This is a genomic window from Amycolatopsis pittospori (genome assembly GCF_013870525.1).
GTDB lineage: Bacteria > Actinomycetota > Actinomycetes > Mycobacteriales > Pseudonocardiaceae > Amycolatopsis > Amycolatopsis pittospori.
The window spans coordinates 78,357-104,200 of sequence record NZ_JACBXD010000018.1 but is presented as its reverse complement, the minus strand read 5'-3'; the positions used below and the strand labels follow the sequence as shown (position 1 = coordinate 104,200).

The window sequence follows — 25,844 nt, the reverse complement described above, 5'->3', positions numbered from 1 at the left end:
TTCCTTGCGCTAGACGCAAGGAAGAGGGCCTTCACGTACTTCGGTCGCAAAAACGGGTGGACGTTATGAACGGTCCGTTCACTACGGATCTTGTTATGAACGGACCGTTCATAACAAGATCCGTAGTGCGTCCCCGGCAAGGGTGGCCCGGCGGCCGCGAGCCGGTGTTGCGAAGGGCCGAGTGGGTCGTGAGTGGCGATTCGGGTTCTAACCCGAATCGCCACTCACGACGCGACGCGAGGTCAGGCGGGAGCGCCCCGCACGGCCAGCTTCTGCACGTCCAGGTACAGGCAGCCGGCCGTGGTGGGCTGCGGCGAACAGGCCTTGTCCGGGTAGAACGAAAGCTGGTTGGACGAGACCGTCAGCCGCACGAACAGCACTCCGGCGGTGCTGCCCGGCGCGAGCTGCAGTGCGGTGAGCTTGTTGAGATCGGACGGCTTGAAGTCGCCCGTCCCGGCCTTCACCCAGGTCGTGCCGTCCACCGAGGTTTCGACGGTGACGTCCTTGGCCGCGGCGGGCGGGTCGTCGCCGCAGTTGTTGGCCGGGTCGATCTCGATGGCGTTCACGTTGACCGGTTTGCCCAGTTTGATCGTGACGAACCTGGTCTCGACGGTGCCGTCGGGGCCGACCTTCTTGTCGGTCGACCAGCCGCCTCCGCCGAGCGGGGAGGACGCGATCAGGTCGGCGGGGCCGCAGCCGTACTGGCTGAAGTCCTCACCGTTGAACGCGGTGACACCCGCCCCCGCGCTACCGGACGCCCAGTTGAGCCGCAGTGGCCAGTTCAGCGTGGTGGTGCCGGAGCGCACGGAGACCGCCCGGGTCTCGGTGTCGGCGCCACCACCGGAGGCGTAGACCTTCGGATAGGTGCCGGGGAGCACGCCGGGGATGGTGTACGCGCCGGTGGCGTCGGACACCGCGGCCAGGTTGCCGGCGAAACCGGAGTCGTGGCCGCTGAACCGGATGGAGACGCCGGCGATCGGGGCGCCACCGTCGCGGTTGGTGACCTTGCCGGTGACGGTCCCGGTCGGGGTGCCGGCGGGCGGCGGGGTCGAGAAGTCCTCGGCCGGTTCGGTGTCGGCGCCGGTGATCGACGCGGCGAAGTAGCCCATGCCGCGGGCGGCGAAGGCCTTCCACAGCTTGGCGTGCGCGCGGCCGCCGTTGATCACCGTGTCGGCCTGCAGGATCGCGTTCCGCATGTCCAGGAAGGACGGCGACGCGGGCGAAAGCTCCATCGCCCGGGTGACCAGCGCACGGGTCAGCTGGACGCCGAGCGCGGAGCGGACGTCCCACAGCGTGCTCGCCCAGATCTCACCGTCGGCGTGCACCTCCGGGAAGCCGATGATCCGGCCCAGGTCGCCGTAGGTGTAGCCGCCGGGGCCGGCACCGGGGGTGCCGGGACACTGCGGGGCGCCTGCGCCGACCGGGCAGTCCAGCGGCTGGGTGCGGACGAGGTTCTTGCCGTCGCTGACGTAGTCGCCGACGATGATCTCCCCGGGTGCCGCGGTGTCCTTGACGGCGTTCCGGCCGACGAGGTAGTCGAAGGCGTACCAGTCGCTCCACGCCTCCCCCATCGCGCCGGACTGCAGGGAGTTCAGCGTGGAGTTGCCCTGCGCGTCGACGACGAGCCGGTTGGACAGGCCGTGGGTGTACTCGTGATGGATGATCGCGGCGTCGTCGGCCGAGTTCGCGGCGAGGAACGGGTCGCTCGGGTCGCGGGGGTCGTGGAAGAGGAACATCCCCATCGTCGGTGCCTGCCCGTCCGGCGGGGTGCCCATGAACGCGTTGTCGTAGTAGCCCGGCGTCTGCGCCCCGAGCAGCGTGTGGACCTGCACCGCGTCGCCGTCGACCTTCTCGAAGTTGCCCGCGGCGCGGGTGAACCCGATCGGGAACGAAGCCAGGTGGTCGTGGAAGGTCCCGACGTACGTCAGCGCCTGCACGGCGTTCTGTTCACGGTTCTTCGCCCACGAACCTGGAGTCTTGGGGTCCCAGGAGCACGGCCTGGCCGCCGAGCACGGCGGTCCGACGACGGCGTTGAAGTCGGAGAACTTGTAGCGGTAGGTGCCGTCCGTGTTCGGCCCGATCTCCTCCTGCGGCTGGAACTTCTCGTCGCCGTTGACGTCGGCGGCGACATGCGCGACGTTGCCGTCCAGCGTCTTGGCGTCGGCGGGCAGCCAGCCCTTCTGGGTGAGGTTGACCTGCTTCTGGGGGCCGGGACTGGCTTCCCAGGCGAGGCCCTTCGCACCGTCGGCGTCGTTCGCGTGGTTCACGAGGTTCTTGCGGTAGAGCAGCTTGCCGGTCGCCGCGTCGGTGACCTCCTGGAACATCTGAGCAGGAGCGGGCTTGGCGAGCTTGTACCAGGCGAGACGCACTCCGTCGCCGGTGAGGAAGGCGACCTGCTTCGAGTCCGGGCCGGGTGCCGCCAGCGCGGCCTGTCCCAGCGACGCGGGCAGGCCGCGTGCCGGTGATCCGTCCAGCTGGATCAGCTTGCCGTCCTTGGTCACATGTGCCTTCAACCCGTTGCCGAACAACGGAATCCCGCCGACGGCCTGGGTGAAGGACAGGTGGTGGGTGCCCTCGACGTCGACGTAGTCCTTGCGCAGGTTCAGGTTCGCGGTGTCGGCGGCGCTGAGGCCGACGAGTCCTTCCTGCTCGCGCAGATAGTTCAGCACGATGTCACGGGGTGATTTCGTACTCGGTCCGGTGAGGAACCCGTCGGTGCGGGCGAGGACGCGGGGTGTCCCGGTGAGCTCGTCGAAGTCGAGCAGGGCCTGGTTCCCCAGTTCGGCGCGTGCCTTCGCGACGGAGCCCGCCCTCGACGCCGAGAGCTGCGCTTGCGAGCTCAGAGCGCGTGGGCCGGTTCTCGCCGTGTCGCGGACATCGACGTCCTTTCCGGATCTGTCCGGTGTGGTGTGCACGGCGCCCGGTACCGGTGCCGCACCGGCCATGGGCGCCGTGACCAGCGCTAACAGTGTCATTGCGGTCGCGGCGCACAACGAGGCACGCGAACGCGACGAACGTGACGTCACAGGAGACCCCTCTCTCGGTGGTGACGCAGACGTTCCATTCGTACCGATACAGTCACAGCGGACGTCAGCGCCGATCAGGTACGACCATCCCGGTGAGCGGTACCCCGGCACCCGAGTGTCCACTATGGACTCGGATGGATTCGTAAGGGGAGATCGTGTCCGATGGGGATCGGTCCGGAAAGGACGCCGGGCCCGACGATTTCGTGATCGACAAGGCCCCGGTAGGCCGTCTGCCGGATCATGTCGCGGAGTTCGAGCGGTTGCGCTCCCCCATGTTCGGGCTCGCGTACCGGCTCCTCGGTTCGGCGGCGGAGGCCGAGGACGCCGTCCAGGACGCGTACCTGCGGTGGGCAGGCGTGGAGCGGGAATCTATCGAGTCACCGCGGGCGTGGCTGGCGAAGGTCGTCACCAATCTCTGCCTGAACCGGCTGACCTCGGCCAGGGTGCAGCGTGAGCGGTATGTCGGGCCGTGGCTGCCCGAGCCGGTACTGACCTCGGATGGCGCGCTCGGCCCGTTGGAGACGGCGGAGCAGCGCGATTCGGTGTCGCTGGCGATGCTCGTGATGCTGGAGCGGCTCGGCCCGGTCGAGCGGGCGGTTTTCGTGCTGAAGGAGGCCTTCGCCTACAGCCATCGCGAGATCGCCGCGATCCTCGACGTCTCCGAGGTCAACTCGCGTCAGCTGCACAGCCGGGCCAAGCGGGACCTCGCCCGCCCGGAAGAGCGACGGGTTTCGAACCCGCGACAGCTCGAAGGGCTTGTCGAGAGCTTCCTGGCCGCCGCGAGGGAAGGCGACCTGAGCGGGCTGGAGAAGCTTCTCACCGCCGAGGTCACGGCATGGTCGGACGGTGGTGGCAAGGCGAGCGCTGCCCGCCGTCCGGTGTCCGGCGCGGCGAAGGTCGCGCGCCTGTACGCCGGGATGTTCGCCGGTGCCGCGCAGGTGTCGATCAGGATCGGGGAGGTCAACGGTGGCCCCGCGGTGATCGCGACGACCGGTGACGCGCTGTACGGCATCCTCGGGTTCGAGATCGTGGACGGCCGGATCGCCGGCCTGCGAGCGGTGGCGAATCCGGACAAACTCGCCTTCCTCTCGCGGCAGCTGTCACGTTCCGGGTGGCCCGCCGGTTCTTGAGGGTGGAAGCTCTTGAGAACGGGAGGATCTCTGTGACGAAGCCGATTCTGGTGACCGGCGGTACCGGCGACCTGGGCCGCCAGGTGGTGCGGCGGCTGGTGGCCGAAGGGCGGCCGGTCCGGGTCATGAGCCGGCGGCCGCGCCCCTCGGACGAGCCTTACGAGTGGGCCCAGTGCGATCTGCGGACCGGCGACGGGTTGGCCGCGGCGGTCGACGGCGTCTCGGTGATCATCCATTGCGCGTCGACGCTGGGCCGTGGCGACGAACAGGTGACGCGGAATCTGGTCGAGGCCGCGCGGCGGGCCGGGAGCCCGCATCTGGTGTACATCTCGATCGTCGGCATCGACGTGATCCGGTTCTTCTACTACAACGAGAAGCTGGCGTCGGAGAAGGTCGTCGAGGAGTCCGGTCTGCCGTGGACGGTCCTGCGCGCGACCCAGTTCCACGATCTCGTGGCGCGGGCGTCGGCGGTGCAGCGGCGGTTGCCGGTGACGTTCATGCCGTCCGGGTTCCGGTTCCAGCCGGTCAGCACCGGCGACGTCGCGGATCGGCTGGTCACGCTGGCGTCCGGTGGACCGTCGGAGCGCGTGGCGGATATGGGTGGCCCTGAGGTGCGGACCGCCCGTGACCTGGCGGAGGCCTATCACCGTTCGACGGGACGACGGAAGCGGATCGTGTCGGTGTGGCTGCCGGGCAAGGTGTCCCGGGCGTTTCGGGCGGGCGGGAACCTGACGCCGGACAACGCGACCGGCACGGGCACCTTCGAGGAGTTCCTGGCGTCTCGCGTTTAGTCCTCTGAATGTGAGCCCCACCGGCCACGCCGCGCCGTGCTCACGCTTCGGAGTTACGGTGGCCTGGTGACGATCACCGGGTTCTTCTCCTCTTTCGAAACGGGTGATCCGCAGCCGGTGGATCCGGCGTTGCGCGTCGGTACCGGACCGCAGTCCTCGCCGACCGCGAAAACGGGCGTCGGGTTCACCGGCGCGCACGCCGTCCGCTTCGAGGGTTCGCTGCGTGCGACGTTGTTCGAAGTGGACATCGAGGTGACCGTCCACGCCGAGCTGTCCTATGTGGTCTTCCCCGAGGCCGAGGTCGACGCCGTCCCCAGCTACCGCAGCACCTTCGTCGCGCTCGACGTCGAGTTCGCCGACGGGACGTCCGCCGGCTTCAGCGCGAAGACGCAGGGTCTGGACAAGACGCTGTACGTCGATCAGTGGAACCTCGTGCGCCGCCGTCTGGGCGAGTTCGCCGGACGGCGGCTCACCCGGATCGTCCTGGTCAGCGAACCACCGGGCGGCGAAGGTACGGGCTGGGTCGACGACGTCCGGATCGCCGAGCGCGCGCTGGAGGAGAAAGAGCCTGTCGAGCACGTCCGCACCACTCGCGGCACGCATTCGAGCGACAAGTTCTCGCGGGGCAACAACTTCCCCGCCACCGCCGTCCCACACGGTTTCAACTTCTGGACCCCGGTCACCGACGCGGGCGTCACCAACTGGCTCTACAGCTACCACCGGCACAACGACTCCGCGAACCGGCCGGCGCTGCAGGCGTTCGCGTTGTCGCATCAGCCGAGCCCGTGGATGGGCGACCGGCACACCTTCCAGGTGATGCCGGGGATCGGCCCGGTCGAGCCGGACCGCGGCCGCCGCGCGCTCGCGTTCTCCCATGACGACGAGATCGACCGGCCGCATCACTACGGCGTCCGGTTCGCCAACGGGGTCACCACCGATATCGCCCCGTCGGATCACGCGGCCCTGTTCCGGTTCACCTTCCCGGGTGATCGGGGCTGGCTGCTGTTCGACAACGCGCGCAACCGAGGAGGGCTACGCCTCGACGCGGCGAAGGGCGTGGTCACGGGGCACACGTGGGTCCGCAGCAGGCTGTCCGCCGGGGCACGGCGGATGTTCGTCCACGCCGAGTTCGACGTCCCGGCCGACCGCGGCGGCCGGATCCGGCGTCCACTGTGGCGCACGGTCACCGGGTTCCTGGAGTTCCCGGCAGGCGAGGTGACGATGCGGATCGCGACGTCGCTGATCAGCCTCGCGCAGGCGAAGCGGAACCTGGACCTGGAGATCCCCGCCGGCACGAGCTTCGAGGACGTGCGTGACCAGGCCCGTGACGCCTGGTCGGAGGTACTGGGGCGGATCGAGATCGAGGGCGCGACCGAGGACCAGCGCACGACGTTCTACTCCAGCCTCTACCGCCTGTTCCTCTACCCGAACTCCGCGCACGAGGACACGCCGAAAGGTGTCCGCCACGCGAGTCCGGTCGTCCGCCGCTTCCGGCCCAGCACCCGCACCAGGACCGGCGCGAAGGTCGTGGACGGCGAGATGTACGTCAACAACGGCTTCTGGGACACCTATCGCACCACCTGGCCCGCGTACGCGCTGCTCACGCCCGCCCGATGTGGCCGCATGATCGACGGGTTCGTCCAGCAGTACCGCGAGGGCGGCTGGATCTCGCGGTGGTCCTCCCCCGGGTACGCCAATCTGATGACCGGGACCAGTTCCGACGTCGCGTTCGCCGACGCTTACCTCAAGGGTGTGCGGGGTTTCGACGTCGAGGCCGCTTACGAAGCGGCGCTGAAGAACGCGACGGTGACGCCGAGCGGGCAGAGCGTCGGCCGTAAGGGCCTGCACGAGTCGATCTTCCTCGGCTACACGCCGACGTCCGTCCACGAAGGCCTGTCGTGGGCGCTGGAGGGCTGCATCAACGACTTCGGCCTGGCCAATCTCGCCGAAGCCCTCGGGCGGCACGACGACGCGGCGTACTTCCGGCAGCGTTCACAGCAGTACGCGAACCACTTCGATTCCCGGATCGGGTTCTTCCAGGGCCGTAATCGCGACGGCAGCCGCCACTTCGCCACCGAGGGTTACGACCCCGAGGCGTGGGGCGGTGATTTCACCGAGACGAATTCCTGGAACACCGTCTTCTCGGTCCCTCACGACGGCGGCGGGCTCGCCGCGCTGCTCGGTGGGACGGACGCGCTGGAATCCAAACTCGACACGTTCTTCGCCACTCCGGAGACCGGCCGCAAACCGGGTTCCTACGGCGGGCTGATCCACGAGATGACCGAGGCCCGCGACGTCCGGATGGGCCAGTACGGCCATTCCAACCAGCCGTCGCACCACATTCCCTTCGTCTACAACCACGCGGGCGCGCCGTCCAAGACGCAGCGGATCGTGCGCGAGGTGCTGCGGCGGCTCTACGTCGGCAGCGACCTGGGCCAGGGCTATCCGGGCGATGAGGACAACGGCGAGATGTCCGCTTGGTACGTCTTCGGCGCGCTCGGGTTCTACCCGCTGGCCATGGGCAGCCCCGAGTACGCGATCGGTTCGCCGCTGTTCACCAAGGCGACCGTCCACCTGGAGAACGGCAAGGACCTGGTCGTCACCGCGCGCGGCAACACCGACGGCGCCGTCTACGTCCAGGGCCTGACGATCGACGGGCGGCCGCACGAAAGCAGTACCCTCCCGCATTCGGTACTGGCCGGCGGCGCGGCGCTGGAATTCACGATGGGTGAGGAGCCGTCGGCCTGGGGCCGGTCCCCCGCCGAACCGGCCGACCCGCATCCGCTGTCGGACATCACGTCCGGCGCCGGTGCCCTGTTCGACGACACCACCAAAACCGAGATCACCTTCCCCGCGGGCAAGCCGGTCATCGAGTTCCCCGTCGAGGACGCTTCCCGCGACGTCGTGATGTACACGCTGACCTCGGGAAGCCGCCGGGGTGATCCGCGTTCGTGGGTGCTGGAGGGCTCCGACGACGGCGAGCACTGGGTGCTGCTGGACCAGCGTGAGGGCGAGGCGTTCCGATGGCGCCGCCAGACCCGGCCGTTCGCCCTCGCGGAGCCGGCCAGGCACACCCGATACCGTCTCCGCATCACCTCGTCCACCGCCAGGCGGGTCACCCTCGCCCAAGGAGAGCTGCTCGCCCGATGATCTCGCGCATCACCCAGGCCCTGACCGACCGTCTGGTCGCCTCGGATCCCGGCCTGGTCCGGCTCCGCCTCGGTTTCTCGGCCGTGCTCAGCATCATCGTCGCGGTGCTGGCCATCCTGCCGTTCCACCAGCCGCTCACGGTCACGCTCGTCGCCGCGATCGCGGCCATGACGTCCGCCTTCACCGTGAACGACGCGACCGCGGGCGAGCAGGGGGTGACGCTGCTCCTGGCGCTGGTGCTCGGGGCGGCTTCCCTCACGGCGGCGAGTGTCGGTTCGGCGGTGCCGCCACTGGACAGCATCGTGTTCGTGCTGCTGATCTTCGTGGCGGTCTACGCGCAGCGGTTCGGTTCGCGCGGGATCGCGCTGGGGTCGATCTCGTTCTTCCTGTTCTTCTTCGCGATGTTCCTGCAGACGCATCTGAAGCAGGTCCCGGTGCTGCTGCTGGCGCTGGCCATCGGGATCGCGGCCAACGCGGTGGTCCGGTTCGTGCTGGTGCGCAAGCGCCGGGAGGCGGAGTTCCTCCGGATCCGGCGGGCGTTCCGGGCGCGGCTCGCGGCGGTGGTCCGGGCGGCGGAGGACTACCTCGCGGTCGGCGGCAGCGAGCGCACTCGTAAACGGCTCCGGACTATGAACTCGCGACTGCACGAGTCCGTGCTGCTCATCGAGGACGCCGCACCCGAGGTGACCGGCGCGGATTCGGTGAGCAGGCTTCGGCGTCGCGCGATCGAGGTCGAGCTGGCGGTGCAGTGGCTGACGATCACCGTGCAGCGAACCTGTGCCGAAGACCTCGGCGAGGACGTCCGTGACGATCTGATCGCCCGGCTGCGGAGGTTCCGGTCGCTGATCGAACGCGATCCACGGGAACTGCCGCTGATCAGCGAGACCGAAGAGTTCAGCAAGATGCTGGTGGAAGGCAGCCGGATCGACGAGCACGCCGCGCCTGGTGACGGTGTCCGCCGGGCCATCGCGGAGCTCGCCTTGGCCGATGTGCGGGCGCAGCGGGTCGCCGAACACGACGTCACGGATGCCGGTGACGACCCCGCCGACCCCGAGGATCCCGAAGAGGAGAAGTCGGCGGCGTTCGCCTACGACAACCAGACCCGCAGCGCCATCCAGGCCGTGGTGGGCGGCGGGCTCGCCGTCCTCGGCGGTGAGCTGGTGTCGAGCCAGCGGTGGTACTGGGCGGTGCTGACGGTGTTCGTGGTGTTCATCGGCTCGTCGACGGCCGGGGCGACGTTCGTCAAGGGCGTCCGGCGGCTCGGCGGGACGCTGATCGGCATCGTGGGCGGGCTCGTGCTGACGTTGCTCGTGTCGGGCAGTGTGCCGGCGACGCTGGCGCTGATCCTGGTGTGCGTCTTCGGCATGGTCTACATGGCGCGGGTCTCGCAGGTGATCATGGCGTTCTTCATCACCAGCATGCTCGGCCTGCTCTACAGCCTGCTGGGGACGTTCAGCCTCGAGGTGCTGTGGATCCGGGTCGCGGAGACCGCGGTGGGCGCGGCGGCGGGGATCCTGGCGGCGGTGGTGATCGTGCCGGTGCGCACCCGAGCGGTGATGCTGGACGACGTCTCGACGCTGCTGGAGGAACTGGACGAGTTCGTCGAGAAGGCCGCGGGTCTGTTGTCCGGCGCGGAGAACGTGAGTGTCATCGAGAAGTCGAGGGATCTGGACCGGGCGGTGGACCAGGTGCGCACGACGATCGAGCCACTCACCCATCCGGTGAATCTCAGCAGCCGCCGTGACTACGGCTGGCATGTGCTGACGACGGTGGAGACCATCGCCTTCCGTGCCCGGCACGTCGCGGCGCGGTCCCAGGCGGGGCTGCTGGTCAACGAGGCGGACCGGCTGCTGCTGTACACGGGGCGGATCCGGGAGAACATCGCGGTGCTGGGCAGGGCGATCGGGGATCCCGGCGGGTCCGGGCACGGCACGCTGGTCCGGGACGACGGTACGCCGGTGTCGGACCGGATCGAAGATCCGCGGGCGCGTTCGGTGCTCACGAGTCTCGGGCATCTCGACGAGACCGTGATCGCGCTGGGCCGCGCGTTCGGCGTGGCGGCGACCGATCCGATCCCGTCCGGTAAAGGGTGACGGCCCCCTTCGCTGAAGTTCGAAGAAGGCCGCCACCTCGGGGATCAGTTCTTCGGTTTGGGACAGGGTTTCCAGGAGAAGTGGTAGGTGGTCATGATGGCGCCGTCGGTCGAGTCCATGGTGACGAAACTGGTGGTCTTCTTCGGATCGGAAGTGCCGACCGCGGCCCGCAATTCCGTGTTGATGTTGAAGTTCCGGTCCTCGCCACAGGGCTTGTAGACGATCGCGCCGACTTCGATCTCATCGGTGAACTGCCAGTTGTCCTCGAACGGGCCTTTCAGGTTGTGATTCACGTAGGACGTCGGCGAATTTCCCTGGAAGTAATAGTTCGCTCGTTCGATTCCGGTGGCACCCGCGGCCAATGAGGCGAATCCACGGTAGTCCGCGCTCGCGACACCGTAGGTGAATCCTTGCGGCACGTGAACGTAGAGATTGAGCTGGCAGTTCTTGCGCAGATCCGTCGGTTTGGCGCCGACGCCGACCTGGGCGGTGTATTCGCTGTAGGTCACCGTGAAGGCCGTGTTGTCCGGTGAAACGGAAACAGCCGCGGTCCCCGGTTTACATCCCGTTCCGTTGACGGTGACCACGTCGATGACGATTTTGTCGGCAGGCAGAGGAGGGGGAACCCAGCCATTCGGCGTGACGACAGAGGAGGAAAGCATTACGGCAGCAACCAGCGCATTGAGCATGGGATCCTTCCCAAAACTTCCACACGGCGGGGAACTGGGCGGATTCGATGTTAGCGAGACCATCTTTTCCGTGCCGCCCGCCGATCGGACGAAAACGGTTTCGGTCACCGGAAACGCGGCGACCGGCGGAAATGGGCTCAGCGAGAATGCTCGTCGCCGCCGGACGGGGCGACGACGAGCACTACCGATGTCCTCGGGTCAGGGAGGCCAAGGCCCTGACCAGGGGTGGGTATGGGTGCGACGGCCTTCTTCCAAGCGGGGAAGCAGGCCGTCACCCGTGAGCTGTCAGGAGGCCGGGCAGGTCTTCCACGAGAAGTGATAGGTGGTCTTGAAGCCACCGTCGGTCGAATCCATCGTGATGAAACTGGTGGTCTTCTTGGGGTCCGACGTACCGGACCCGACCCTCAGTTCCGTGTTCACGTTGAGATTCCGGTCCTCGCCGCACGGCTTGTAGATGATGACGCCGCCTTCGGCTTCGTCACGGAATTGCCAGTTGTCCGACAGCGGGCCGTTGACGGGGTGGCTCACCTGTGCGGTCGGCGAATTACCCTGGAAGTAGTAATTCGCCCGCTGCAGCGCCTTGGAGCCCGCTTCGAGCGAGGCGAAACCGCGGTAGTCGGCACTGGCGATACCGTAGGTGAATCCCTGCGGCACGTGGATGTTGAGGTTCAGCTGGCAGTTCTTGCGGAAGTCGGTCGGTTTCGCCCCGACACCGACCTGCGCGGTGTATTCGCTGTAGGTCACCGTGAAGGCACTGTTGTCCTTGGCGACGGCGACGGCGGACGAACCCGGCGGACAGCCGGAACCATTGACGGTGACGACGTCGATGGTGACCCGGTCGGGCGGCGGTCCCGGCGGCGGGGACCAGCTATTCGGTGTTATTATCGAAGAGAAAAGTGATACGGCGGCAACCACTGCGGTGAGCATGGGGTCCTTCCCAAAACTTCCACACGGGGGGCGGGGAACTGGGCGGACTCATGTTAGCGAAACGATCTTCACGGTGCCGCCCGCCGATCGGACGAAACCGTCCCGGCAATCGGTTCATTCAATTGTTCCGGACTCTGTAACCGTTTTCCTGAGCCGGAGAAAACACCACCGACTCAGGAAAACACCACTCGCTTCGCACGATATGGAAAAGGCTTTCGCGGATTCGGTGTTGACGATTCCACGAAGACAACGCCGATCAGCCGGCGAAGGCCGGCCCATCGACAGCGGTGTGGCCTTCACAACACCCACGGCTCACTCATCACCTGGTCATCCACGAGGACGGCATCGATCAAGAAGACAGTGACTGGACGCACCCGAACGGCGACCCGGGACAGGACTAGCATCGCGGTACAAGTCGATGTCGCCTCAAGCTGGAGAACCGCAATGACCCAAGCCCCTGTCAACGTCACCGTCACCGGTGCGGCCGGCCAGATCGGCTACGCGCTGCTCTTCCGCATCGCGTCCGGTCAGCTGCTCGGCCCGGACACCCCGGTGAAGCTGCGGCTCCTGGAGATCCCGCAGGCGGTCAAGGCGGCTGAGGGCACCGCGATGGAACTCGACGACGGCGCGTTCCCGCTGCTCTCGGGTATCGACATCTTCGACGACCCGAAGCAGGCCTTCGAGGGCTCGAACGTCGCCCTGCTGGTCGGCGCCCGTCCCCGCGCCAAGGGCATGGAGCGCGGCGACCTGCTCGAGGCCAACGGTGGCATCTTCAAGCCGCAGGGTGAGGCCATCAACGCCGGCGCGGCGAGCGACATCAAGGTCCTCGTGGTCGGTAACCCGGCCAACACCAACGCCCTCATCGCGCAGGCGCACGCGCCCGACGTCCCGGCCGACCGCTTCACCGCGATGACCCGCCTTGACCACAACCGCGCGCTCGCGCAGCTGTCGAAGAAGCTGGGCGTTCCGGTGACCGAGCTGAAGAAGGTCGCGATCTGGGGTAACCACTCCGCGACCCAGTACCCGTCGATCGCGCACGCCGAGGTGTCCGGCAAGCCCGCGACCGAGGTGCTCACCGACCAGCAGTGGCTGGCCGACGAGTTCATCCCGACCGTCGCCAAGCGCGGCGCGGCGATCATCGAGGCCCGCGGCCTGTCTTCCGCGGCGTCAGCCGCCTCCGCGGCGATCGACCACGTGTACACCTGGGTCAACGGCACCCCCGAGGGTGACTGGACCTCGGCGGCTGTCGTGTCCGACGGCTCCTACGGTGTGCCGGAGGGCCTGATCTCCTCGTTCCCGGTCACCGCCGCGAACGGTGAGTACAAGATCGTCCAGGGCCTGGAGATCGACGACTTCTCGCGTGCCCGCATCGACGCTTCGGTCGGCGAGCTGGCCGAGGAGCGCGACGCGGTCAAGAAGCTCGGCCTCATCTGAGCCTGAGTCCTACCGCGAAAGGCGGCCACCTCCTCCGGGATGTGGCCGCCTTTCCTTGTGTCAGGCGCTTGTGTCAGGAGAAGAACTCCCGAGCCTGCCGGGGCACCCAGAGCAGGGCGACGACCGCGATCTGGGCGATGGCGACCACCGGGATCACCGCGTGGAACATCGGCGAGGACGACCACGAGAACACACCGAACACCACCGACAGCAGTTGCGTCGCCGTGGTCAGCCGGCGTGTCCACGGCCGCCCGGTCGCGAGCTTCCACGCGGGCACCACGCACAGCACCAGCAGGATGCCGTGGAACACCGCCCCGGATTGGACGGCGACCTCGGCGGAACGGACGACCTCCGACTCCGTGAAGCTCGGATACCCGGCCGCGATCTGCTCGCGCAGCGTGTTCTTGTACGCCCACATCACCAACGGGATCACCAGATGGCTGACCGCCACCGCGATCAGCAGCGCCCGCGACAACCGGACCGCTCCCGGTACCGAAGCCCGCTCGACGGTCGTCATCAGCTCACCCGCCGTTCCGCGCCGATGATCGAGTCGAGGTTCGCGCGGGTGGTCTCCAGTTCACCAATGGCCTCGTCGATCCGGTTCCGCTGCTGCAACAGGCCGTCGACCAGCTCCGGGCAGTCCGGTGTCAGCCAGCCGTCCTCGTCCACGATGCACGGCAGGATCTCCAGGATCTGCGCGGTGTTCAGCCCGGCGCCGAGCAGGATCCTGATCCGCCGCACCACCGCCACGTCGGCGTCGCCGTACACGCGATAGCCACTCGGCCGCCGCTGAGGAGTCAGCAGCCCCTGCTCCTCGTAGTACCGCAACGCGCGCTCGCTGACGCCGGTCCGCCGCGCCAGTTCCCCGATCCGCATCCGCCATCCCCAGACTTGACTCTGACGTCAATGTCAAGGTTTAGCTTAGCCGCCATGACCTCCGTGACAGTCCTCGGACTCGGGCCGATGGGACACGCCCTGGCCGCCGCGTTCGCCGCCGCCGACCACTCCACCACCGTCTGGAACCGCACGCCCGGAAAGGAAAACGGCCTCGACGCCGCCGTCGCCGGAACCGCCGCCGAAGCGATCGAAGCCAGCCCGCTCGTCGTCGTCTGCGTCCGCGATTACGAGGTCGCGCAAACGATCCTCGACACCGACGCGCTCAAGGGGCGCACCCTGGTGAACGTCAGCGGCGGCTCACCACGACAGGCCCGCGCGATGGCGACCTGGGCCGAAACACACGGCATCGACTACCTCGACGGCGTGATCGTCGCGACCACCGACGCCATCGGCGGCCCCGGAGCGACCCTGTTCTACAGCGGACCCGCCGACGTCTACGAACCCCACCGATCGACACTCTCGGCCTTGGGAAAGAACGCACACCACCTCGGCGACGACCCCGGCCGCGCCGCCGCGTTCGACGCCTCCCTGCAGGACATGCTCTGGACGTCGATGAGCGGCGTGATCCACATGTTCACCCTCGCCAAGGCGGAGCACATCGACGCGACCGACATCGCCGGGCACGCGAAAGCGCTACTCGGCTTCTTCCCCGACATGATCGACTTCCTCGCCGAACAGGTCGCCTCGGACCGGTTCCCCGGCGACGCCGGCACCCTCACGTCCACGGCGGCGACGATGGACCACATCCTCGACGCCATCCGGGCCCTGGACCTCGACAACGGTGTCCTCAGCGCCGCACGCGCCGACGTCCAGCGAGCGATCGACGCCGGGCACGGCTCCGAAGGCTTCGGCAGGCTCGCCGCGCTCTAAGTGCGAAGAAGTCGAATGTGGCGTGGCCGGGTCGTGAGTGACAAGGTCGTTCCAACCCTCCTCATCACTCACGACCCGGCCACCACCTCAGCCGAGACACGACACCCTCACGAAGAGCGGAACTGCCGAGCCTTGATGCCGTACTGGCCCATCTTGCGGTAGAGCGTGGCCCGCCCCATGCCGAGTTTCTCCGCCGCACCGACCACCGTGGCCCCGGGCTCGGCGAGACAGCGCACGATCTCGTCGCGTTCCATCGCCTGCAACCGGCCCAGCCGGTGCCCCACCCCGGAGAACACCTCCGCCGGCAGATGCTGGGTGTCGATCACGTCCGACCGTGACGCCGCCTCCCGCACCACCCGGCGCAGCTGTTTCACGTTCTCCGGCCACTCGCAAGCGGCGAGCGCCCGCACCGCGGCCGGGGTGAACACGACCTCGCGCCCCCGGTCACGGCGGGCGAAATAATGCGCCAGCGGGAGGACGTCGTCCGGCCGGAACCGCAACGCCGGCACCTCGACCACGACCTCCACCAACGGACTCAGCGCCTCGGGCACCGCGCCCGCGTCGTCGGCGGTGAGCACGAACGGCGGCGGCTCACCCTCCCGCTGCGCCTGGGTGAACAGCCCGGCGAGTTCCGCAGCGGCCCACGCCGGGAGGGTGTCCACACCGGAGACGATCACACACGTCGCCTCCTTGACCAGTTCCGGCGTCCACAGTGTCAGCCAGGTATCGACGTCGTCCGGCGCGGGCGGACGCGCGTTCAGCACCCGCTCCCTCGGCCGCACCGCCCGCCGCGCGGCCGAAGCCAGCGCCGTCTTCCCCGCCCCGGGCTCGCCGACGACGGCGACCACGCGACCCGCACGCAACGCCGAACGCACCTCACCGAGCGCGTCCACCCAGCCAGGAGAAAGACGAGGAGTGTCGGCCGGATCGAACCGGTCGCTGTGCACCCGGAACACCTCACCCCGCGGCGCCGGCCTCGGCGTCCGCCCGGACGCCCGCGCCAGCATCAGCGCCGCGGTGTTCCCCGCCGCCGCCTGCGCCAGCGCCAGCAGCAACTCCGACGACTGATCCGACCACGTCGTCAGGTTCACGCTCCCGGCCAGCGCCCCGGTCAGCGGATCCAGCACCGGCACCGCCGCACACGTGTAGCCCCGCAGGCCCGTGCAGTAGTGCTCGGCGGCCCGGACCAGCGTCGGCGCGCGATCGGCCAGGGCCAGCCCGAGACCATTGGTCCCGGCGTTGCTCTCCGCGAAGTAGAACCCCGGCGCCAGATGGACCCGATCCAACGACCGGATGATCGACGCGTCATTGCACAGCCGACTCAGCACCAGGCCCTCACTGTCGGTGATCATCAAGCTGACCGGCTCATTCGCCAACGTCGCCTGCAACCCCCGCAGCACCTCGTTGCCGCATTCGTAAAGCAGCGAACCGGTGTCCAGCGAACCGGTGAACACCGGCCGGACCTCGTCCTCAGGGGCGCCGTACCGCGCGCTGCGCTGCCAGGACGCCCGCAACCGCGGCGCGATCACCGCACTCGCGCTCTTCGCGTCGAACGCGCGATTCGTCACCACACGCGGGTTCTCCACATCGACCTCCCGGGACGCGGCAGTGCGTTCGGACCTCGACTCAGCGTACGTGCGCCACCACCGGAACGAAGGACGGCGACTGTCTCAAACTGAGACACCGAGCGCCTCCCTGACCTGCGCCGACGTCCCTACCGTTCAGCACCAACGTGCCAACGGCGGTCACGAACGCGGAGGAAACCCATGTACACCAAGGACGGCGAGAGCTACTTCATCGTGGACGCGCACGTCGCGCTCTGGGACGCCCGGCCGGAGAACCAGGCCAACATCCACGGCAAGCAGTTCATCGACTGCTTCTACGACTACCACCGCAACCTCAGCCCCGAGTCCGAGCTGTGGTCCTACGAGGAATACCTCTACTACGGCGGCGCCCGCCTGATGAAAGACCTCTTCCAGGACGGCTACGTCGACCACGCCATCTTCCAGCCCGCGCACCTCGGCGCCTTCTACAAGTCCGGCTTCGGCCAGACCGAAGAGGCCTTCGCGCTCACCCGCGAACACCCGGACAAGCTCACCTACAACCACTGCTTCGACCCCCGCCTCGAACAGGCCGGCCTCGACCAACTCCGCCGCGACGCCGAACGCTTCGGCCTCAAAGGCGTCAAGCTCTACACGGCCGAATGGCAGGGCGACTCCCGCGGCTACAAACTCGACGACCCCTGGTGCTACCGGTACCTGGAGGCCTGCCGCGAACTCGGCATTCGCAACATCCACGTCCACAAGGGCCCGACCATCCGCCCCCTGGACCGCGACGCCTTCGACGTCGCCGACGTCGACAAGGTCGCCACCGACTTCACCGACCTCAACTTCGTCGTCGAACACTGCGGACTCCCCCGGCTCGAAGACTTCTGCTGGATCGCCACCCAGGAACCCAACGTCCACGCCGGCCTCGCCGTCGCGATGCCGTTCATCCACACCCGGCCCCGCTACTTCGCCCAGATCATCGGCGAACTCCTCTACTGGCTCGACGAAGACCGCATCCAGTTCTCCAGCGACTACGCGCTCTGGACCCCGAAATGGCTGGTCGAAAGGTTCGTCGACTTCCAGATCCCCGAGGACATGACCGAATACGCGCCGCTGACCACCGACCAGAAACGCAAGATCCTCGGCCTCAACGCCGCCGCGATGTACGACATCCCGGTCCCCGCGGAACTCCAGGTTCGGCGCACCGAACCCCAAGCCGTGTCGGTGGCCTGACATGCGCGAACACGACGCCTACACCGCACTCGACAACGTCTACGACCCCGAACTCGACGAACCCATCACCGACCTCGGCTTCGTCCGGTCGCTGACGGTCGACGGCACCAGGGTCACCGTTCACCTGAGGCTCCCGACGTCGTTCTGCTCCCCGAACTTCGCCTACCTCATGGCCTCCGACGCCAAGGACGTCCTCACCGCCCTCGAAGGGGTCTCCCAGGTCCTCGTGGTGCTCGACGACCACCACGACTCCGACCTCATCAACCGCGGCCTCGCGGCCGACGCCGGCTATCGCGGTACGTTCGGTGACGAAGCCGAACAGGACCTCGACGAACTCCGGCTCACGTTCCGCCGCAAAGCCCACACCGCGGCCATGGAACGCGCTCTCACCCTGCTGCTGCGCCGAAACCGGGAACTCGCCGAGGAACAACTCCACGACGTCACCCTCGCCGGGCTTCCCGACGACAGGACCACACACGCGCTCCTCCGGCGCCGAGCCGCCCTAGGACTCGACACGTCCCCGGACGCCACGGTCCTCGTCGACGACCACGGCAAGCCCTACCCCCGCGAAGAAGTCCCCCTGCGGCTGCGCTTCGCCCGCTCCGTCCGGATCTCCGTCGACGGCAACGCCCACTTCTGCCGGGGCCTGCTGCGCACCCGCTACCCCGAATCCGGCGCCGACCAGGCACCCCGCAACCAGGAGGTCCAGGCATCGTGAAAGCGATCCAGGTCATCGGCTACCACCAGAACCTCCGTCTGACGGAGGTCGCCGCACCCGAGGTCACCGGCCCCTACGACGTCATCGTCCGTATCGGCGGCGCCGGCGTCTGCCGCACCGACCTCCACATCCTCGAAGGCCAATGGGCCGAGAAATCCGGCGTCGCCCTGCCGTACACGATCGGCCACGAGAACGCGGGCTGGGTCCACGCCGTCGGCGGCGCGGTCACCAACGTCGCGGAAGGCGACAAGGTCATCGTCCACCCGCTCATCACCTGCGGCCTCTGCCGCGCCTGCCGCTCCGGCGACGACGTCCACTGTGCCCAATCCCAGTTCCCCGGCATCGACACCGCAGGCGGCTACGCCGAATACCTCAAGACCAGCGCCCGCAGCGTCGTGAAGATCGACGACTCGCTCGAACCCGCCGACGTCGCCGCCCTCGCCGACGCCGGCCTTACCGCCTACCACGCCGCGGCCAAAGCCTCTCGCCGGCTGCGACCGGGCGACCGCTGCGTCGTCATCGGCGCCGGCGGCCTCGGCCACATCGGTATCCAGGTTCTCAAAGCCCTCACCGCCGCCGAACTCATCGTCGTCGACCGCAACCCCGACGCCGTCAAGCTCGCCGTCACCATCGGCGCCGACCACGGCGTCATCGCCGACGGCACCCAGATCGACCAGGTCCTCGACCTCACCGGCGGCGAAGGCGCCGAAACCGTCATCGACTTCGTCGGCGAAGGCGGCGCCACCAAGGACGGCCTCGCCACGCTCCGGCGCGCGGGCGACTACCACGTCGTCGGCTACGGCGAGAACATCGATGTCCCCACCATCGACGTCATCTCCACCGAGATCAACCTGATCGGCAACCTCGTCGGTTCCTACACCGACCTGTGCGAGCTCATGGTCCTCGCCGCACAAGGCCGCGTGAAACTCCACACCGCGCGTTACCCGCTCGAAGAATTCCAAGCCGCGCTCGACGACCTCGACGCCGGCCGGATCCGGGGCAGGGCCATCCTCGTCCCCTGAGCCGACTTAGCCCGGGCTGGGACCGTGGTCCGTGAAGGCCTCCTTGAGGGACCCAGGGTCCCTCAAGGAGGCCTTCACGGACTCGAAACACTCGCGGCTCAGCTGAAGAATTTTGACCTTCTTTGCGGTTTTCTGAGTTGGCTTTGAAGATGATCTTTTACGTTCCAGAGCTGAATAGGTCGTTATACACCTAACAGATCAGGACTGAGTGGCTTGCCGTTGACGGTAGGCACGCTGCTGGCAGGCCCTTGAGCAGTAGTCCCGTGGCCTGCCTCGCCCTCCCCCGTCCAGCGGTTTGCCGCATATGACGCACTCCCCTCCCCCAATTTCGTCACGCGTTACCTCACTCCCCTGGCTTTCGACGAGTGCTTGGACACCGTCAAGGGTGCGCTGCAGCCCGAACTCGAAGGGGTCCAGCGGCGCATCCATCCCCCCGCTCTCCCAAAGCTTCCCCAGGGCCGGATAGGCGTCGAACCGCTCGAACAACGACTCGCGTTCGCTCCACCAGGTCTCATGGGAGACACCCGTGCGCCGCTGGAGATCCGCGGTCTCCCCGGCCTGCCGGGCGACGGACTGGACGAAGCCGCCGACGAGGTTCACCACGGCGATCACCTGTGCGGGCGCCAGACCGCTCCGCGAAGCGACGTCCAGCGCGTGGTCGTACCCGGACATGATGTTCGGCCCCGGCAAGCGCCGGGTTCCCGCGCTGTGGACCAGCCACGGATGCCGTCGATGCAGTTCCCAGGCCTGTCGCGCCCAGCGTTCGAGGCCGGCCCGCCAGTCGAGACCGTCCGCGGGCTCCACCGGGAACTCGCCATAGACGGCGTCGCGCATGAGTTCCACCAGTTCGGCTTTGCCGGGCACGTACCGGTACAGCGACATCGTGGTGGTGCCGAACCGTTCCGCCACCTTGCGCATCGACAGGTCGGCGAGCCCTTCGGCGTCCGCGACCTCGACCGCCGCCGCGACGATCCGGCCCAGGCTCAATCCGGGCCTATCCGGCTCGGGCGCTCCCCACAGGAGTTCGATCGCGCGCTCCGGATCCGGCCGCGCGTCGTCTTCCGTCACTGCCACTCCCTTGACGCTCGTCCCTCGATCGTGTTTAGCTGATAAACCTCAGTATAGATCATAAACACATCCCAGGAGCGCTTTCGCATGCCCGAAATCAGGTTCCACGTGTCCCCCGACGGCCAGGATCACTGGCCCGGCACCGCCAAGCAGCCCTTCGCCACCCCGAAAGCGGCACAGGAGGCCGTCCGCGCCGCCACCACCGGAATGACCGGGGACATCGTCGTCACCTTCACAGCCGGTGTCTACCACCTGGAAGAACCCCTCACGTTCGACGACACGCAGGCCGATTCCGGAGTCAACGGCTTCCGCGTGATCTACCAGGCACGCAACTTCGGAAGACCAGACCAGGAGAAGGTCGTCCTGAGCGGTGGTCGCGAGATCGGCGCCTGGTCGGCGGGCGACGACGGCGTCTGGACGGCACCGATCGGCGAGCTCGAACCACGACGGCTCACCGTCGACGGTGTCCCCGCCGGACGGGCGACCAACACGGCAGGCCTTCCAGGAACCGTGACGAAAATCGAGACTGGTTACGTCACGGACAGCGTGGCGCCCCAGTCGTGGCCGGACCCTTCGGGACTCGAGTTCGTCTACCCCGGCGTCTACCCGTGGTCCGAAGCCCGGCTCGCGGTCGCGTCGATCTCCGGCGACGGCTCCTCGACCACGATCACCATGGCCCAACCCGCCTTCGACAACGCCAAATCCCTCTACGACTCGAAGTGGTACGCCGCAGGGGGCGACGGAACCTGGGACGGTCTCGCCTCACCTTCCGTACTCGAGAACAACGTGGCCTTCCTGACCGAGCCCGGCACATTCGCCGTCGATCGCTCGGTATCGGGCGGGCACGTCCTGCACTACCGCCCGCGTCCCGGCGAGGAGATCGGCAACACCAGCGTGATCGCGCCGGTACTCGAAACGCTCGTCAGCGGACGAGGCGTGTGCGACCTCGTGCTGCGGGGCTTCACCTTCGCCGAGGCAGGCTGGACGGCCCCCACCCGTACCGGCGGCTACCTGCACTATCACGGCAACGCCCGCTACGAGCGGGGCGAATTCCAGAAGATCGACATGGGCGCGGACGTCGGTTACGTCCACGTTCCCGCCAGCCCGGTCCAGTTGCCCGCCAACGTCGCCTTCACTTCGGCCTCCCGGATCACGCTGGAGGGCAACCACTTCACCCGCCTCGGCGCCGGCGGACTGCTGATCGAGGACGGCACCGATGTCGTGGTCCGGGCGAACGTCTTCGACGAGATCTCGGGCAGCGGGATCGCCGTCCACGACAGCACCCGGGTCTCGGTCGAGGACAACCTGGTCCACCACATCGGCACCGAGTACAGCGGTTCGTCCGCCGTCCTCGTCGTCGAGTCCGAGGAGGCCACGGTGGCGCACAACGAGATCCGCGACGTGCCGCACAACGGCATCGTGATCACCGGCGGACAGCGGACGAAGGGCACGCAGGTGCTCGCGAACCTCGTCGAGCGCAGCATGGGGAAGCTGATGGACGGCGGCGGCATCTACCTCTCGGCGCCGCAAGGGTCGTCCTTCGCGAGCGGGGCCGTGGTCCGCGGAAACGTGATCCGAGACGTCCTCACCTCGTACAACTTCGGGCTCTACACCGACTACGGCGCCGCGTGGATCACCCTCGTGGGCAACATCGTCCAAGGGGCCGACACGCCGATCGTGCTCCAGGTCGGCCCACCGATGGAGAACGTCGTATTCGCCGGCAACTTCTGGGACGCCCTGCCCGACGGCTACGACACCCCGCCCGAGACGGTGACCGTGGCAGGCAACACCGTGCTGCCCAAGGAGACCTTCGACGAAGCGGTCCGGGCGGATCCGGCGGGCGCCGACATCCTCGCGCGAGCGGGACACCGGGATCTGAAACGATGATCGGCACCGCCGGCCACGCCCCCTGAGGAGACCACACGCCATGCCGACCCAGTCCACGGAGACCACCGGGTCACGTCAACGCCTCGCGAGGATCGCGACCGAGGTGCTCGCGCCGTGGGTCTGGGTGCTCGGCCTGCCACTGGTCGTCGCTTGGAAGGTCACCGGCTATCACTTCGGCGAAACGGTGCTCTGGGGGCTCATCGTCGGCGTGACGGGTTCGCTGATCCCGATGGCCGTGATCGTGCGGGGTGCCAAGAAGGGCAAGTGGGACAGCCACCATGTGACCGATCGCGCCGGGAGGCTCGTCCCGTTCGCCGTCTGCATCGGTTCGCTGGGCGCCGGGTTCGGCATCCTGATCGCCGGTGGCGCCCCGCACGAGATGATCGCGCTCGCGGCGGCCGAACTCGTCTGCCTGGTCGCCGCGCTCGCGATCACCTTCGGCTTCAAGTTCAAGATCTCGATGCACGCGATGGTGGCGGCGGGCGCGGGCGTGATGCTGATCCGCGTCTACGGCCCGTGGCTCGCCGTGCTGTTCGTCGCCGTCGGCTGGGTCTGCTGGTCCCGCGTCGAACTCGGCGACCACACCAGGGCCGAAGTCACCGCGGGAACGACGGCCGGCGTCTTCCTTGGCGGTGGTACTTATCTTGCTCTCACCATGATCTTGACCTGACCCCGGCCGTATAGGTCGTTATACATTTTGCTGGAGTTCGCCGAGCCGCCGGATTCCTTCGGTGAGGTCGACGAGATCGGCGGTGGCGGCGAACCCGAGGCGCAGGAAGGGACCCGCCGGCTCGGCGGGGAAGAACCGCTCCCCTGCCCCGACCACCACTCCCCGCTCCCTCGCGGCGCGGGCCAGGGCGTTCGGGTCACTCCCCGACGGCAGCCGCACCCAGAGATGCAGGCCACCTGCGGGCAGCCGGGCGACGGTCCATTCAGGACACTCGCGGGCCAGCGCCACCGCCGCTCTCCCACACCGCTCCCGCAGCTCCCCGCCCAGCTTCCGCACATGCCGTTCCCAGGACGGCGCGCTGAGCAGTTCGAGTGCGGCCTCCTGCAAAGGACGTGAGACGAAGAAGTCGTCGACCCGCCGGACCGCCTTCATCCGGTCCAGCACCGGACCCCGGGCGATCAGCGCGCCGATCCGCAGACTCGGCGCCGCGGCCTTGGTCACCGACGTCAGATGGACGACCGTGCCGTCGCGGTCGTCGGTGATCAGCGGACGCGGCGCCGCCGCCCCGTGGGACAGATAACGGGCGAAATCGTCCTCCAGCACGAACGCCCCCGCCGCCCGCGCCACCTCCAGCACCTGCGTGCGGCGCTCGGCCGCGAGCACCGTCCCGGTCGGATTGTGGAAGGTCGGCTGACAGTAGAAGAGCCGGGCACCGGTCATCGCGAACGCGTCGGCCAGCAGATCCGGACGGACGCCGTCGTCGTCCATCGGGACCGGCACCGGACGCAGCCCGGCCGCCCGCGCGGCCGCGAGCGCTCCCGGGTAGGTGGGCGATTCGACCAGCACCGGGCTGCCGGGCGCCGCGATGGCCCGGAACGCCATCGACAGTCCGCTCTGGCCGCCCGCGGTGATCAGGACATCGTCGGGAGACGCGCCGGCGGGGCCGGCGAACACCGACCGCAGCGCGGCCAGACCGGTGGCGGGCGCACGATCCCAGGCGTCCGGACGGCGGCCTGCTCGCGCGAGTGCCGCGCTCAGGAACCGCGCCGCCTGCAGCGAGCTGTGCGGATAGCCGCCGTCGAGCAGGATCGCACCGTCGGGTGGCGGCCCGAGCGTGTCGGTCAGCGACCGTGTGTCGACGCTGCGGTCGGTCAGCGCCACGGTCTGCCACGCCGTGTCCAGCGGTTCGCCCGCCGTCCCCGGCTTGGTCGCCACGTACGTCCCGCTCCCGGGGCGGGTCACGACAGCGCCTTCCGCGGCCAGCAGGGCGATCGCGCGAGAGACCGTCACGGGACCGACCCGGAAGCGCTCGATCAGCTCACGACTGCTGGGCAACCGGTCCCCCGGCGCCGCCGCGCGGACCAGGGAACGCAGCTGGGCGGCCAGTGCGGAAGTGCTACTATCCGACATGAGGGAACATGATAGTGCTACTGAACACGGCACGGAATCACTACTGGACATTTCGACGCTGCGAGCCGACACCCCCGGCAGCGAGAAGATCGTCCATTTCAACAACGCGGGCTGCGGTCTTCTGGCCAAGCCGGTCCTCGCCACGATGCTGGACCACCTGAACCTCGAAGCCGAGATCGGTGGTTACGAAGCCGCCGCGGCCCGTTCGGACGAAGTCGCCGGCTTCTATCGCGAGATCGCCGCGCTCATCAACGCTCAGCCGCGCAACATCGCTTTCGCCGCCAGCGCGACCCACGCCTACTCGACGGCACTGTCCTCGATCCGGTTCGAACCCGGCGACGTCGTACTGACCACACGAAACGATTTCATCTCCAACCAGATCGCGTTCCTGTCCCTGCGCAAAAGGTTCGGAGTCGAGGTCGTGCACGCGCCGGACGCGCCCGAGGGGGGCGTCGACGTCGAGGCGATGGCGGCCCTGATGCGCGCCCGGAAGCCGAAACTGGTCGCGGCCACTCACATCCCGACGAACTCGGGACTGATCCAGCCGGTCGCCGAAATCGGGCGGCATTGCCGGGAACTCGGCCTGCTCTATCTGGTCGACGCCTGCCAGTCGGTCGGCCAGTACCCTATCGACGTCGACGAGATCGGCGCCGACCTGCTCACCTCGACCTGCCGCAAATTCCTGCGCGGTCCCCGGGGTTCCGGGTTCCTGTTCGTCTCCGACCGGTTCCTCGCCGGTGGGCACGAGCCGCTGTTCATCGACATGCACGGAGCGCGCTGGAGCGCGCCCGGCGAATACGAACCGGCGGAGTCGGCGAGCCGGTTCGAGGAATGGGAATTCCCTTACGCCACGGTGCTCGGCTGCGCTCGGGCGGCGCGTTACGCCCGTGAGGTCGGCCTGGAGGCGATCTCACGGCGTACGCCCGCACTCGCCGCGCGGCTGCGTGACGGACTCGCCGCCATCGCCGGTGTCGACGTCCTCGACCGGGGCCCGCGGCTCGGCGCGTTGGTGACGTTCTCCATCGAAGACTGGGAAGCAGTCCCGTTCAAGGCGGCGATGGACGCCCGGCGGATCAACTCCGCGCTCAGCTACCGGGAGTTCGCGCAGTTCGATTTCGGCGACAAGGACGTCGACTGGTGCCTGCGGCTGAGCCCGCACTACTACAACACCGAACAGGAGGTGGACGACGTGGCCGCGGCCGTCACCGAACTCGCCGCACGCCACGCCTGATCGCGGTCTCCCTGCCCGGTCTTTGGGGGTCCGGGCAGGGAACCGTCAGGC

20 protein-coding genes are annotated in these 25,844 nt (G+C 68.2%); 12 read left to right on the top strand and 8 right to left on the bottom strand.

The window, feature by feature from the left end; genetic code table 11:
- Positions 1-242: 242 nt before the first annotated feature.
- A complete protein-coding gene (locus H5J31_RS13280; protein ID WP_181772835.1) occupies positions 243-2,975 on the bottom strand; it encodes a M36 family metallopeptidase in 2,733 nt (910 codons plus the stop codon).
- Positions 2,976-3,256: 281 nt separating this feature from the next.
- Here H5J31_RS13280 and H5J31_RS13275 point away from each other — a divergent pair, with 281 nt between their 5' ends.
- From H5J31_RS13275 to H5J31_RS13260, 4 genes are all read left to right on the top strand, one after another.
- Positions 3,257-4,156: an RNA polymerase sigma-70 factor gene (locus H5J31_RS13275; RefSeq protein ID WP_181772850.1), complete on the top strand. Its 900-nt coding sequence runs from the start codon at positions 3,257-3,259 to the stop codon at positions 4,154-4,156.
- A 32-nt stretch (positions 4,157-4,188) separates the two neighbouring features.
- Positions 4,189-4,947, top strand: coding sequence for an SDR family oxidoreductase (locus H5J31_RS13270; protein WP_181772834.1), 759 nt, complete (start codon positions 4,189-4,191; stop codon positions 4,945-4,947).
- A 66-nt stretch (positions 4,948-5,013) separates the two neighbouring features.
- Positions 5,014-8,097, top strand: a complete 3,084-nt coding sequence (locus H5J31_RS13265; protein ID WP_181772833.1) for a GH92 family glycosyl hydrolase — start codon at positions 5,014-5,016, stop codon at positions 8,095-8,097.
- Entirely contained in the window at positions 8,094-10,190 is a 2,097-nt protein-coding gene (locus H5J31_RS13260; protein ID WP_181772832.1) for an FUSC family protein, read from the top strand. The genes H5J31_RS13265 and H5J31_RS13260 overlap by 4 nt, the downstream gene beginning before the upstream one ends.
- A gap of 44 nt (positions 10,191-10,234) precedes the next feature.
- Here H5J31_RS13260 and H5J31_RS13255 read toward each other — a convergent pair whose 3' ends face one another.
- Positions 10,235-10,879, bottom strand: coding sequence for a DUF4360 domain-containing protein (locus H5J31_RS13255; RefSeq protein WP_181772831.1), 645 nt, complete (start codon positions 10,877-10,879; stop codon positions 10,235-10,237).
- Positions 10,880-11,164: 285 nt separating this feature from the next.
- A complete protein-coding gene (locus H5J31_RS13250) occupies positions 11,165-11,806 on the bottom strand; it encodes a DUF4360 domain-containing protein (protein ID WP_181772830.1) in 642 nt (213 codons plus the stop codon).
- Between the two features lie 444 nt (positions 11,807-12,250).
- On the opposite strand from H5J31_RS13250, the gene H5J31_RS13245 reads away from it, so the two are divergent.
- Positions 12,251-13,240 carry a malate dehydrogenase gene (locus H5J31_RS13245; RefSeq protein ID WP_181772829.1) on the top strand — a complete coding sequence of 330 codons (990 nt, stop codon included), beginning with the start codon at positions 12,251-12,253 and terminating at the stop codon, positions 13,238-13,240.
- 73 nt (positions 13,241-13,313) lie between these two features.
- Here the strand turns inward: H5J31_RS13245 and H5J31_RS13240 are convergent, their stop codons facing one another.
- Together H5J31_RS13240 and H5J31_RS13235 are read right to left on the bottom strand one after the other, a co-directional pair.
- Positions 13,314-13,757 carry a hypothetical protein gene (locus tag H5J31_RS13240; protein WP_181772828.1) on the bottom strand — a complete coding sequence of 148 codons (444 nt, stop codon included), beginning with the start codon at positions 13,755-13,757 and terminating at the stop codon, positions 13,314-13,316.
- Positions 13,757-14,116, bottom strand: a complete 360-nt coding sequence (locus tag H5J31_RS13235) for a MerR family transcriptional regulator (RefSeq protein WP_181772827.1) — start codon at positions 14,114-14,116, stop codon at positions 13,757-13,759. Before H5J31_RS13235 ends, H5J31_RS13240 begins: the two co-directional genes overlap by 1 nt.
- Positions 14,117-14,170: 54 nt before the next feature.
- Here H5J31_RS13235 and H5J31_RS13230 point away from each other — a divergent pair, with 54 nt between their 5' ends.
- Positions 14,171-15,007: an NAD(P)-dependent oxidoreductase gene (locus H5J31_RS13230; protein WP_181772826.1), complete on the top strand. Its 837-nt coding sequence runs from the start codon at positions 14,171-14,173 to the stop codon at positions 15,005-15,007.
- Positions 15,008-15,114: 107 nt separating this feature from the next.
- Here H5J31_RS13230 and H5J31_RS13225 read toward each other — a convergent pair whose 3' ends face one another.
- Entirely contained in the window at positions 15,115-16,593 is a 1,479-nt protein-coding gene (locus H5J31_RS13225; protein WP_328701471.1) for an AAA-type ATPase lid domain-containing protein, read from the bottom strand.
- A gap of 180 nt (positions 16,594-16,773) precedes the next feature.
- Between H5J31_RS13225 and H5J31_RS13220 the strand changes: the two genes are divergently transcribed.
- The 3 genes from H5J31_RS13220 to H5J31_RS13210 are packed head-to-tail and all read left to right on the top strand — an operon-like array spanning position 16,774 to position 19,527.
- Entirely contained in the window at positions 16,774-17,787 is a 1,014-nt protein-coding gene (locus tag H5J31_RS13220; protein WP_181772825.1) for an amidohydrolase family protein, read from the top strand.
- Between the two features lies 1 nt (position 17,788).
- Positions 17,789-18,505, top strand: a complete 717-nt coding sequence (locus tag H5J31_RS13215) for an iron-sulfur cluster assembly protein (protein WP_181772824.1) — start codon at positions 17,789-17,791, stop codon at positions 18,503-18,505.
- Complete coding sequence (locus H5J31_RS13210) at positions 18,502-19,527, top strand: NAD(P)-dependent alcohol dehydrogenase (RefSeq protein WP_181772823.1); 1,026 nt, start codon at positions 18,502-18,504, stop codon at positions 19,525-19,527. Before H5J31_RS13215 ends, H5J31_RS13210 begins: the two co-directional genes overlap by 4 nt.
- 198 nt (positions 19,528-19,725) lie before the next feature.
- Here H5J31_RS13210 and H5J31_RS13205 read toward each other — a convergent pair whose 3' ends face one another.
- Complete coding sequence (locus H5J31_RS13205; RefSeq protein WP_181772822.1) at positions 19,726-20,595, bottom strand: TetR/AcrR family transcriptional regulator C-terminal domain-containing protein; 870 nt, start codon at positions 20,593-20,595, stop codon at positions 19,726-19,728.
- An 87-nt stretch (positions 20,596-20,682) separates the two neighbouring features.
- On the opposite strand from H5J31_RS13205, the gene H5J31_RS13200 reads away from it, so the two are divergent.
- Both H5J31_RS13200 and H5J31_RS13195 read left to right on the top strand, forming a co-directional pair.
- On the top strand, positions 20,683-22,482 hold the full coding sequence (locus tag H5J31_RS13200) for a right-handed parallel beta-helix repeat-containing protein (protein WP_181772821.1): 1,800 nt from the start codon (positions 20,683-20,685) through the stop codon (positions 22,480-22,482).
- A gap of 40 nt (positions 22,483-22,522) precedes the next feature.
- Positions 22,523-23,152: a hypothetical protein gene (locus tag H5J31_RS13195; protein ID WP_181772820.1), complete on the top strand. Its 630-nt coding sequence runs from the start codon at positions 22,523-22,525 to the stop codon at positions 23,150-23,152.
- A gap of 18 nt (positions 23,153-23,170) precedes the next feature.
- Here the strand turns inward: H5J31_RS13195 and H5J31_RS13190 are convergent, their stop codons facing one another.
- On the bottom strand, positions 23,171-24,562 hold the full coding sequence (locus H5J31_RS13190; protein ID WP_181772819.1) for an aminotransferase-like domain-containing protein: 1,392 nt from the start codon (positions 24,560-24,562) through the stop codon (positions 23,171-23,173).
- Between H5J31_RS13190 and H5J31_RS13185 the strand changes: the two genes are divergently transcribed.
- Entirely contained in the window at positions 24,561-25,793 is a 1,233-nt protein-coding gene (locus H5J31_RS13185) for an aminotransferase class V-fold PLP-dependent enzyme (RefSeq protein ID WP_181772818.1), read from the top strand. The genes H5J31_RS13190 and H5J31_RS13185 overlap by 2 nt on opposite strands.
- Positions 25,794-25,844: the final 51 nt, after the last annotated feature.